This window comes from Mucilaginibacter achroorhodeus, from assembly GCF_007846095.1.
Taxonomy (GTDB): Bacteria; Bacteroidota; Bacteroidia; order Sphingobacteriales; family Sphingobacteriaceae; genus Mucilaginibacter; species Mucilaginibacter achroorhodeus.
In genome coordinates this window covers 313,900-325,740 of sequence record NZ_VOEI01000005.1, presented here as the reverse complement: position 1 = coordinate 325,740, position 11,841 = coordinate 313,900, and the positions used below count along the sequence as shown (strand labels likewise).

At 42.7% G+C, this 11,841-nt stretch carries 10 protein-coding genes; 8 read left to right on the top strand and 2 right to left on the bottom strand.

Annotated elements, in window-relative coordinates; genetic code table 11:
* Positions 1–1,335: 1,335 nt before the first annotated feature.
* The 8 genes from FPZ42_RS15155 (at position 1,336) to FPZ42_RS15120 (ending at position 9,533) form a co-directional block, all read left to right on the top strand.
* Positions 1,336–2,262: an outer membrane protein assembly factor BamD gene (locus tag FPZ42_RS15155; protein ID WP_146272588.1), complete on the top strand. Its 927-nt coding sequence runs from the start codon at positions 1,336–1,338 to the stop codon at positions 2,260–2,262.
* Positions 2,263–2,293: 31 nt separating this feature from the next.
* Positions 2,294–2,635, top strand: coding sequence for a DNA-directed RNA polymerase subunit omega (locus FPZ42_RS15150; protein WP_146272587.1), 342 nt, complete (start codon positions 2,294–2,296; stop codon positions 2,633–2,635).
* Positions 2,636–2,728: 93 nt separating this feature from the next.
* Positions 2,729–3,931 carry a bifunctional phosphopantothenoylcysteine decarboxylase/phosphopantothenate--cysteine ligase CoaBC gene (coaBC, locus tag FPZ42_RS15145; protein ID WP_146272628.1) on the top strand — a complete coding sequence of 401 codons (1,203 nt, stop codon included), beginning with the start codon at positions 2,729–2,731 and terminating at the stop codon, positions 3,929–3,931.
* Positions 3,928–4,830 (top strand): type IX secretion system protein PorD, encoded by a 903-nt coding sequence (gene porD / locus FPZ42_RS15140; protein ID WP_146272585.1) that lies wholly within the window; start codon positions 3,928–3,930, stop codon positions 4,828–4,830. The genes coaBC and porD overlap by 4 nt, the downstream gene beginning before the upstream one ends.
* 99 nt (positions 4,831–4,929) lie before the next feature.
* Positions 4,930–6,630 carry a single-stranded-DNA-specific exonuclease RecJ gene (gene recJ / locus FPZ42_RS15135; protein WP_146272583.1) on the top strand — a complete coding sequence of 567 codons (1,701 nt, stop codon included), beginning with the start codon at positions 4,930–4,932 and terminating at the stop codon, positions 6,628–6,630.
* Positions 6,631–6,716: 86 nt separating this feature from the next.
* The gene (gene lptB, locus FPZ42_RS15130; RefSeq protein ID WP_146272626.1) at positions 6,717–7,457 is read left to right on the top strand and encodes an LPS export ABC transporter ATP-binding protein; all 741 of its coding nucleotides are present in this window, start codon (positions 6,717–6,719) and stop codon (positions 7,455–7,457) included.
* A 95-nt stretch (positions 7,458–7,552) separates the two neighbouring features.
* Positions 7,553–9,082: a GH3 auxin-responsive promoter family protein gene (locus FPZ42_RS15125; RefSeq protein ID WP_146272581.1), complete on the top strand. Its 1,530-nt coding sequence runs from the start codon at positions 7,553–7,555 to the stop codon at positions 9,080–9,082.
* Positions 9,083–9,137: 55 nt separating this feature from the next.
* Positions 9,138–9,533 carry a hypothetical protein gene (locus FPZ42_RS15120; RefSeq protein ID WP_146272579.1) on the top strand — a complete coding sequence of 132 codons (396 nt, stop codon included), beginning with the start codon at positions 9,138–9,140 and terminating at the stop codon, positions 9,531–9,533.
* Between the two features lie 2 nt (positions 9,534–9,535).
* On the opposite strand, the gene FPZ42_RS15115 is transcribed toward FPZ42_RS15120, so the two are convergent.
* Both FPZ42_RS15115 and folP read right to left on the bottom strand, forming a co-directional pair.
* Entirely contained in the window at positions 9,536–10,573 is a 1,038-nt protein-coding gene (locus tag FPZ42_RS15115; RefSeq protein WP_146272577.1) for a sialidase family protein, read from the bottom strand.
* A 10-nt stretch (positions 10,574–10,583) separates the two neighbouring features.
* Positions 10,584–11,450 (bottom strand): dihydropteroate synthase, encoded by an 867-nt coding sequence (gene folP / locus FPZ42_RS15110; protein ID WP_146272575.1) that lies wholly within the window; start codon positions 11,448–11,450, stop codon positions 10,584–10,586.
* Positions 11,451–11,841 lie beyond the last annotated feature (391 nt).

Below are 11,841 nucleotides of genomic sequence, written 5' to 3'. Positions count from 1 at the left end.
CATGTATTAGGCCTGCCGCTAGCGTTCATCCTGAGCCAGGATCAAACTCTCCATTGTAAAATGTGTTGTTTGTATCCAGACCCTATTAACTCAATCAATAGAAATCTGTAAAAATATTATTCTCTTACATTATCCCTATCTACTTTCATCTCAGCTTCCGAAACCTTGGGTTCGTTCTTCCGCTGTTACGCTGCATTCTTTATCTTTTCTATTACCTTTAAGAACTTATCGCTTCACCTCACGGATCCGCTTTCTATATTTTCAGCCGTTGCGGCCTCAACATTTCAATCTTTTATTCTTAGAAAACCCTTGTGGCTTTCTCCTTTCTTCGTTTTCATTCGTTTCCGAAGCGGCTGCAAAGGTACAACCTTTTTTCTCTTTCGCAAATATTATTTTAAAATAATTTTGCTCCGTTTTTCAACCCTACTCGAGGTCTTTTCCCTCTTTCGCGGGCTGCAAAGATGCGAACTTTTTACCATTCGTGTCAAGTACTATTTTCAACTTTTTTTAAAGCTTATCTTATACCCCCTTTACATCCATTACCTTCAAAAAACAACCGCCATCACTCTCGTTCTTGCGGGCTGCAAAGGTAGCAGCTTTTTTGTTGGTTTGCAAACTTTATTTTCAAATTTTTAAAGTTTGTTTTTCTTTTCAGAGAACGTCCCGCTTCCCGATAGTTACCTTGATCGTTTGCGGGCTGCAAAGGTACGCAAGGTTTTCATTTTTGCAAACATTTTTACCGACTTAGCGTTAGTGTACCTTTAACACGCTGATGATGAGCAACAAAAAGTTATCTAAGCTCCATATATAACGCTATTGCCCGATGCAGCGTCGCCCTATACCCTCTCCAAAGGATAGCTCCTTTAAAATGGCCATAGCTATATATGTATCTTCACAATCTTTTAGCTGCTTTAAAAATCATATAATCCTTTAATCATAAGATTCAAGGTGCGATATGTAGTAGATGGAATTTAAAGCGTTTTTAATGGTTATTGGCTACGGACGCTGCGTTAGCGATAATAGCGTATACCGGCCGGTGGTTAAGGCCTGCAGGCGTATGAGCGGATAGCGCGGCCCGTCAGTCAGCGGGAACGCCCATATATATATAACTATATAGCTGCACTGATACAGGCAACCCTGGAAAACACAGTTCGCGGTAGTCTATGTATATAATATAAGGAAGAATAATTTGAGGCGGCAATCATACAAATGCTGGGGCAACGTTAAAAGATGTTAAATGCGGGGTATACATATATATAGTATGTAAGTAACCAACTATCTTAGTAGCCTAAATAAATAATTGCCCATTCTGTACTAATAACTTATCTTTGCAAAATGTTTAAAAAACTGACCCGTATATTCTTAGTCGGTATTATAGCTGTTAGTGTGTTGGCGGCTGGTTGTAAAAGCCAGTACGATAAACTTAAGGCAAGTAATGATAACGCTAAGAAATATCAGGAGGCCATTAAGTATTACAACAAAAAGGACTACGCTAAAGCGCTTGGTTTATTTGAAGACCTTGCCCCGCGTTACCGTGGCCGTACCGAGGCTGAGGATCTTTTTTATTATTACGCTTATACAAACTACAGGCTTAAGGATTATACATCAGCCAGGTATCACTTTAAAAACTTTGCTGATTCATACCCGTCAAGCCCTCGTGCTGAGGAGTGCCGCTTCATCGCTGCTTACTGTTTTTACCTCGATTCGCCTATTTATTCATTAGACCAGGAGAATACGGAGAAAGCTATTGAGGCTTTACAATTGTTTATTAACCTGTATCCTAAAAGCGACCGTGTAACTGAAGCCGGTAAACTGATACAGAACCTGCGCGATAAATTGGAGCAAAAGGCTTACGCCAATGCAAAACTTTATTTGACTATAGGCGATTACCTGTCGGCCGTTATTGCATTTAATAATACACTGCGCGAATTCCCTGATACCAAATATGCAGAAGAGCTTGAATACTTAACAATACAAGCGCAATACAAATATGCCGGTATCAGCTATGAGATAAAACAGCAAGAGCGCTACCAGCAGGCTATAGATTATGCAGAACAGTTTACTGAAAAGTACCCTAACAGCAAATTCCTAAAAAGCGCGAACGACTATATTAGAGATAGCCGCTATGGCATTGAGCGTAACAAGCGTGTGCTTGCCCAGGCTGCCGTAGACAGAAAGTTTGCAGAGAAAATGATGAGCAAGGATACTACAAAGACCACCCCGCCATCAATTAAAGACAGAACATTCCAAAAAATACCATAAGAACTAATATATTAATAGCAATATAAAAGATATGAGCGCTAATAACACAAACAAACCGGCTGTAGCAAGCAGCACAGTAACCCGCGACCTGCGTGAGCTGGATGTTAAGACAGACAACATCTATGAATCTTTGGTGATCATGGCTAAACGTGCTAACCAAATATCAAATAACATTAAAGAAGAGTTACACCAAAAGCTGTCTGAATTTGCTTCATCAAACGATAACCTTGAAGAGGTGTTTGAGAACCGCGAGCAGATAGAAATATCTAAACACTACGAAAAAATGCCTAAACCAACATTGGTAGCTGTGCAGGAGTTTTTAGATAACAAGATCTACTACCGTAACCCGGCTAAAGAAGCTAAAGAATTATAAGCCGCAGGCTAATTCAAAAGTTTAAAAGTCAAAATTCAAATTGCAAGGTTTACCTTCTTTTGAATTTTGACTTTTTAATTTTTACTTTAAATGATGTTAGAAGGTAAAAACATTTTATTGGGAGTTAGTGGCAGCATTGCGGCTTACAAGGCCGCTACGTTGGTGCGGCTGCTTATTAAGGCCGGCGCCAATGTAAAGGTTGTGATGACCCCGGACAGTACTAACTTTATTACCCCTCTTACCTTATCTACCCTATCAAAAAACCCTGTACACACCCAATACTTTGACCCCGAAACCGGTGAATGGGATAACCATGTGGATCTCGGTCTTTGGGGTAATGCCATGATCATTGCGCCGGCAAGTGCCAACACGATGGCTAAGATGGCCAATGGCTTGGTTGACAACCTCCTTACTGCTGTATATCTATCAGCTAAATGCCCGGTATATTTTGCCCCTGCAATGGACCTTGATATGTGGAAGCATACCGCTACGCGAGATAACATTGCACAACTGCAATCGTTCGGGAATATATTGATACCGCCAGGAAGCGGCGAATTGGCAAGCGGCTTGTACGGAGAAGGCCGCATGGCTGAGCCTGAAGAGATAGTTGCTTTTTTAGAGGCCGATATCAGAAAAAAGCTTCCGCTGGTAAACAAAAAGGTATTGGTTACAGCGGGCCCTACTTATGAAGCGATTGATCCTGTACGTTTTATTGGCAATCATTCTTCAGGAAAAATGGGCTTTGCTTTAGCTGACGAGCTGGCATCACAGGGGGCTGATGTTATTTTAGTAGCCGGGCCAACCGCGCAAAAAAGCGAGTATAAAAGCATTAAACGCATTGATGTAACCAGCGCTGCCGAGATGCTTGATGCCTGCCTGGAGAACTTCGATAGTGCCAACGCCTGCATCATGTGTGCGGCCGTGGCAGATTACACACCGGCACATGTGGCGCAGCAAAAGATAAAAAAGACCGAAGATCATTTTAATATCGAGCTTAAGAAAACAACGGATATCCTTAAAACGCTCGGCCAGCAAAAACGTGATGACCAGGTTTTGGTTGGTTTTGCACTGGAGACCAACAACGAGGAACAGCACGCCATCGATAAGCTGAAAAAGAAAAACCTGGACCTAATTGTGTTAAACTCGTTAAATGACAGTGGCGCGGGTTTTAAGAGTGATACCAATAAGGTAACTTTGATAGACCGCCAGCTTAACAAAACTACCTTTGAGCTTAAAAGTAAAGCAGAGGTAGCAAACGACATATGCTTAGCGGTTGTAGATCTACTAAATAAATGAAGAGACTTTTAACCTTTACATTGCTTGCCCTGTTTTGCTTTACAAAGGCAAACGCCCAGGACTTAAACGCACGTGTAAAGGTTGTTGCTCCAAAAATACAGGTAACTAATACTCGCATCTTCCAAACCTTGGAGCGTGCTATGCGCGATTTTTTAAACGGACGCAAATGGAGCGCTGATGATATTGCGCCCAACGAGCGTATAGATTGCAACTTTGTATTAAACATCACCAATTGGGATGGCAGCAGCAGCTTTAGCGGAGAGTTGCAAGTACAATCATCAAGACCGGTTTATAACGCTACCTACACTACTACCCTGCTTAACATAAATGATAAGGACGTAGATTTCACTTATACCGACGGCCAAACTATTGATTACACCGACCAGAATTTTCAAAGCAATCTAAGTTCTGTAATGGCATTCTACGCTTACATTATTGTAGGCATGGATTATGATTCGTTTGGCAAATTTGGAGGTACACCTTACTTTTTAAATGCACAAACGGTTGCCATAAACGCACAAACTTCATCTTATCGCGGATGGAAGGGATTTGATAACAGCAACGTTAACCGCTACTGGCTGGTTGAGAACCTCAACAATAAGATCTACAATAACCTGCGCGAGTTTATCTATAACTATCACCGCAATGGTTTGGATATGATGGCTGATAACGTTGGCAAGGCCCGCAAATACATCAGCTCGATACTGCCGGTGCTCACCGAAGTAGACCGAAAACGCTTAGGGTCATACTTCCCCTTGGCTTTCTTTACGGCCAAGAATAACGAATTGGTTTCCATTTTTAGCGGTGCGGCACCACCGGATAAAATTGCAGCCATGAATATCCTCAACGCGGTAGACCCTGCAAACGGCACCAAATATCAGTCGCTCAGCGGCAGGTAAGTTCAATGCATTTTATTTACAGGCGCTTAAAATTTCGCTACCACATCCGCGTTAATCAACCATTAGCTATCTTTATACCTTTTAAACATTGATATAAGTATGAACAAAAGATGGGTGTTGAAAGATGCAGCAGATGCCGAAACGGCGAAAAATTTAGCCGCGGATCTTAACATCAGCACCATACTTGCCAATATACTTGTACAGCGCGGCGTTACCAGTTTTGAAGAAGCCCGTTATTTCTTTCGCCCAAGCGAGCTTCATCTGCACGATCCATTCCTGATGGCAGACATGGAAAAAGCCATAGCCCGAATTGATGAGGCCATCGCCCAAAATCAAAAGATTTTGATTTATGGTGATTACGATGTCGACGGCACAACGGCCGTTGCATTGGTATATAGCTTTTTCAGCAAACGTTACAGCCAGATAGCATATTACATCCCCGACCGGTATAAAGAAGGTTACGGCATATCCACGCAGGGTATTGATTACGCAGCCGAAAACGGGTTTAGCCTTATCATTGCCTTGGATTGCGGCATCAAGTCGGTTGATAAAATTGCTTATGCCAACACTTTGGGCGTTGATTTTATTATTTGTGATCACCACTTGCCTGGCGATGAGCTTCCGGATGCTGTTGCCACATTAGACCCGAAACGGCCGCAATGCGATTATCCTTACAAGGAACTTTCTGGCTGCGGCATTGGGTTTAAGCTGGTGCAGGCCTACGCCGAAATACATAATATACCATTTGAAGAAGTAGCGGAATACCTGGACTTGGTTGCCATAAGCGTTGCCTGCGACATCGTACATGTAACCGGCGAAAACCGCGTATTGGCGCATTTAGGTTTGGCTAAGATAAATGCAGCCCCGTGCGTAGGCGTTAAGATGCTGATGGAGGTGGCAGGTAAATCAAAGGACTACAATATCTCTGATGTAGTTTTCCAGTTGGGGCCACGCATTAATGCGGCTGGCCGTATTGATGATGCCAAGCATGCTGTGCAACTACTGATTGCCTGCCATGAAGATGACGCCCGCGAAAAAGGCGACCTGATAAACTTGCGCAACGTAGAGCGCAAAGGCCACGACCAGCAAATTACCGATGAGGCTTTAAGCATTATTGATAATGATGATGTTCTGATCGCCCGTAAATCAACTGTGGTTTTTAATGATAACTGGCACAAGGGTGTAATTGGCATTGTGGCATCAAGGCTTACTGAAAAGTACTACCGCCCTACCGTGGTGCTCACCCGCTCAAACGGGCATGTCGCAGGCTCGGCGAGGTCGGTTTTGGGTTACGACCTCTATGAGGCACTTTGCGGTTGCAGCGACCTGCTCATCCAGTTTGGCGGGCACAAATATGCCGCCGGGTTAACTATGGAGCCGGAAAATGTTCCTGCCTTTATCGAAAAATTTGAGCAGGTTGTAAGTTCTACCATTCCGGATGAACTTTTGGTGCAGCAGATCAGTATTGATGCAGAGATCGATCTGGCAGAAATAGAGCCCAAATTTTTCAGGATATTGAACCAGTTTGCACCTTTCGGGCCTGAGAACATGGCGCCGGTTTTCATGACCAGAAATGTGTATGTTAGCGGTGCTGCCGGTTTGGTTGGCGCCAAGCACATTAAAATGTTTGTGATGCAGCCGGGTTCACCAAGTTTTAGCTGTATAGCATTTAATCATGGCGAACTTTTGCCCGAATTGAAAAACGGCGTTCCGTTTGATATTTGTTATACCATTGAAGAAAACGTATGGCGCGAACAACGCAGTATACAACTGAACATAAAAGGAATTAGGTTTAAGTAAAAAGTCGAAATTAAAAAGTTCAAAGTCTGCCTAAATAAGGCCTGTATATTTTGAATTTTTACTTTTGAATTTTGAATTCTCAACATATGATATTACGTGCCGAGCATTTAATAAAAAAATATAAGCAGCGTACCGTTGTAAACGATGTAACGTTCAACGTGTCGCAGGGCGAAATTGTGGGTTTGCTTGGGCCTAACGGTGCCGGCAAAACTACTTCCTTTTACATGATAGTAGGTTTGATAAAACCTAACGAGGGTAAGATCTTTCTCGAAGATGAAGAAATAACCACCGACCCGATGTATCGCCGTGCCCAAAAAGGTATTGGTTACCTGGCCCAGGAGGCATCTGTTTTCCGTAAGCTTTCTGTTGAGGATAACATCAAAGCCGTGCTGGAGATGGGCAAAATGAGCAAAGAAAAACAGCGCGATAAATTGGAAGAGTTGATAGACGAGTTCAGCTTGCATAAAGTGCGCAAAAACCGCGGTGACCTGCTATCAGGCGGCGAGCGCCGCAGAACTGAAATTGCCCGCGCCCTTGCTGCAGAACCTAACTTTATTTTACTGGATGAGCCCTTTGCCGGTGTAGACCCTATTGCTGTTGAAGAGATCCAATCCATGGTTGCCAAGCTTAAGCACCGCAACATCGGCATTCTCATAACCGACCACAACGTGCAGGAAACCCTAAGCATAACCGACCGTGCATATCTGCTGTTTGAGGGTAAGATATTGGAATCAGGCGTGCCGGAGGTGTTGGCCGAAAACGAATTGGTGCGTAAAGTTTACCTGGGTGCAAACTTTGTGCTTAAAAGAAAAGTATTTCCTCAGTAACTTATATATTTGAGAAGTTCATAACCAATAGATCATTGTTCATGGTAACACTTTAGCAGCCATGAACTATCAACCATGAACCATAAGCCAACAGTATGACCATTTTTAATTCTGTATTTACCTGGTTCATGAAAAAGCGTATCCACCAGATAGAGCTTTTTATGAAATACCCCAATGAAGTACAGGAAGAATGGTTTGAGCAACTGGTTGCCGGTGCAGAAAATACAGAATGGGGTAAAAAATATGGCTATAAAAGTATTGAGAACCTTGCCCAGTTTAAAGAACGGGTACCTATTCAAACTTATGATAGCCTAAAGCCCTACATAGAGCGGATGCTAAAAGGTGAACAAAACGTGCTTTGGCCATCAGAGATACGGTGGTTCGCAAAATCATCGGGCACCACAAATGATCGTAGCAAGTTTATCCCGGTAAGTGAAGAGTCGCTGGAGGAGTGCCACTTTAAAGGAGGGAAGGATATGCTTACGCTTTACTTTAACAACCGCCCAAACGCGCGCATTTTTACGGGGAAGAGTTTAACGCTTGGCGGGAGCCACCAGGTGGGGCAGTTAAATACCGATACTTTTTTTGGCGACCTATCGGCAGTGATCATGAAAAACCTCCCTTTGTGGGCAGAGTTTTATCGTACCCCACACCTGGATATTGCCCTTTTAGAAAATTTTGAGGAAAAGATAGAAAAGATGGCTTACGCCACCAAAGATGTAAATGTAACCAGCATCAGCGGCGTACCCACCTGGAATTTGTTGCTCTTTAAACGCATCCTTGAAATAACCGGTAAAAGCAATTTGTTAGAAGTTTGGCCAAACCTGGAGCTTTACTTCCACGGCGCTGTTGCATTTACACCTTACCGCGAACAGTTCAGGAAGCTGATCCCGAAAACTGATATGTATTACCTGGAAACCTATAATGCATCTGAAGGTTTCTTTGGCATACAGGACCTTGAAAAACCGGGCGATATGCTTTTGATGCTTGATTATGGTATCTTCTACGAGTTTTTACCGTTAGAGAACCTGCGCGATGAGAACCCGCAAACGCTTACGCTCGATGAGGTTCAACTCAATAAAAACTATGCGCTCATCATCAGCACCAATGCCGGCTTGTGGCGATACATGATCGGCGACACTATTAAATTTACATCGCTTTCGCCCTTCAGGATACAGATAACCGGTCGTACCAAGCATTTTATCAATGCCTTTGGCGAAGAGGTGATCATTGACAATGCAGAACGAGCCCTTGCCGAGGCCTGCTCTAAAACAGGTGCTATCATACGTGATTATACTGCGGCGCCGGTTTATTTCAGCGATAATGAGTGTGGCGCGCACGAATGGCTGATCGAGTTTGAAAAACACCCGGCAGAATTTGAACGCTTTGTTGACCTGCTGGATGAAACACTTCGCAAAGTAAACTCTGATTATGATGCCAAGCGTTTTAAAGATATGGCTTTACGCAGGCCGCTGGTTCGTTCAGTGCAGCCAAACACCTTCTTTAACTGGATGAAAAACCGAGGCAAAATAGGCGGGCAGCATAAAGTACCGCGCTTAGCCAACACCCGCGAGTATGTAGACTCTATCCTGGAGCTTACAAATTCTCCAATCATCAATAATTAAATTTTGGTGTTGCGTTAATGCTAATGGATGCGTAATGATATAAACTAAACTTTATATGAAAAATTATCTGTTCATCCTGGCACTGATCATTACTCTTTCAGCATGTAAAAAAGACAACGCTATTAAATCAACACCCGGCGAAGTGGTTGGTACCTGGGAACTTAAAACCTATATGACAGGTTGGATACAACCACAAAGTTACAATCCCGGCAACGGAGACAGGTACATTTTCAGATCTGACAAAACCTACACTAAATACCTTAATAATAAGGTTGAAAAACAAGGGACCTACACGCTTAGCTTTACCGGTGAACAAGAAGGCACAAAGTTTGGCAAAATAGTCTTGACTAATCCGGATTACGCTGACGTCTTCAGCATTAAGGAAAATACATTTATCATCGGTACATCCGCTGCGGACGGGCCGAGCTGGGAGTATACACGCATAAAATAATGTTATTTTATAAATCGTAGCTGCACAAATTTTATGCGGCTCCTGTCGTGCGTATAGGTTACGTAAACGTTGCCTGTTTTATCAGCAATAATGGCGGGATAGCTGTATTCCCCTTTGTCGTGTTGTTCAAAAGTGTACAGGTCTTTCCAGTGTTCGCCGTCTTTAGAGACAGCTAATTTAAGAATAGATCGTCCCTCCCACCAGTTTTTGCCGGCTGTAAGCGGGTTGTATACCAGCAATTGGTAACCTTTTACGGTTACGGCATCACTGCCGGAGTTTGGGTTGGGCAGAGCCGTTGAGGTAGATTTGCTCCAGGTTTTACCGTCATCATTAGACCAGTTTTGTACGATAACATTTTGTTTGCTGCGCGATAACAACTGCAATTTTTGTTTAGAGTACCTTAAAATGGATGGCTGGATAAGCTGAAATGTATCACAATCAATATTGATCTTCTCCCATTTTTTTAAAGCGGCATCAGATCTTTCCAAATGTATCTGCCAGGTTTTCTCATCCGGGCTTTCTGTACTTGATGGGTAAAGGACATCTCCGTTAGCCAATTGCTCCGGCTTATTTTTGATAGGCCCAAAAAAACCTTTTGGCAAAGCTGTTGCCGCCGACCACGTTTTGCCATCATCATTCGATGTTTTATACACCGCCCACCACTCACGTGGGTTGAGGCCTATTTTATAGTGAAGGTAAAGGGTACCGCTGGCTGCTTTAAATAGAACCGGGTTCCAGCAAGCATATCTTTTACCATCCGGCTGTATGCCATCAGCTACTTTCACGGGAGATGACCATTTTGTTCCGTCGTTTTCGGCCGTCCATATACAAACATCCGGATTACTTTCCTGGGTTCCGCCAAACCACGCGGCTAATAATTTCCCGTTTCCCAGCTTTACAATGGTAGATGCGTGGCAAGCCTTAAAAGGCGCATCGGTAAAAATATATTCGTCCTTTACAATCTCAACTTTTTGAGCGTTGGCTTCATGCAAACCAGCAAAAAGCCCAATCAATAAACCGAAAACAAAGTATCTTCTCATACAAGCTTAATTATGAATTGTAGCCCAGGGTTGTGGCTTTGAATATGGTAATAGCCTCAAGCGCCGCCTTTACATCGTGTACCCGTAGTATGTTGGCTCCTTTCATTAGCGCTACGGTGTTAAGTGCAGTCGTTCCGTTCAGCGCTTCTGCAGCCGTAGCGCCTAATAAGCCGTAGATCATTTTCTTTCTGGAGATACCCGCCAATAATGGTAATTGCAAGCGTTCAAACTCCTGCATCCTGTTCATCAAAGCATAACTATGTTCCGGCTTCTTTGCAAAACCGAATCCCGGATCGATGATGATATCATGCACACCTAATTGCTTAAGCGCGTATATTTTTTTAACAAAGTAATCGTACACCTCGGCAAACACATCGTCGTATTCGGCTAAAGCTTGCATATTTTGAGGATTACCTTTCATGTGCATCAATATATAAGGCACCTGTAAACTTGCAACGGTTGCAAACATATTCTCATCTAAACTGCCCCCGCTAATATCATTAATGATATGCGCCCCTGCTTTGATAGCCGTTTCCGCTACGTTAGCCCTAAAAGTATCTATAGAAATAACCGCTGCCGGAAATTCTTTAACGATGGCTTCAACAGCCGGTAATAGTCTATCAGTTTCTTCCTGTATGGATATATCCGCAGCACCCGGTCGGGACGAATAAGCGCCTATATCTAAAAAGTCGGCCCCTTCGCTCAACATGTTCCCCGCTTGCTGTAAAATGGCATCAGTCTCAGTCTTACGACTATCGGCAAAAAAAGAATCGGGCGTGGTATTGATAATGCCCATCACCTTTGGCAAGGTCATATCAATCAATTTGCCGCCGGCATTTATGGTCGTCTTTTTCTGAAAAAATGTATCTTTAGCCAATGTTTTGTTGAATTTTAACCGTTAAAATGTTGTAAGGTTACAAAGTTGTAAAGTTATCCACTTTAATAAAATGTTCCTATTAATTCACAGATCAAAAACATTTCAGCCAAATAAGAAAGATTCCAATAAATCAAAAATGACTAATCAGTATCGAATTTTAGGCTCAAGTCTTATAAAATATAATCAAGCAGGTATAATGATTTTTTCAATGCTTTTGATAATCGTTAACTATTTTCTGGTGTCTTCTTCAATTTTTTGGTTGTTTCTGTTAGGAATGCTTACGATTGTTAACTTAATTTGGTATTCATTTAGCAGCGTAAAATGGGATGAGGAAAACTTTGTCATTGAAAAATTTTTAAGGAGAAAAATAATTCCATCTTATAAATTTAAA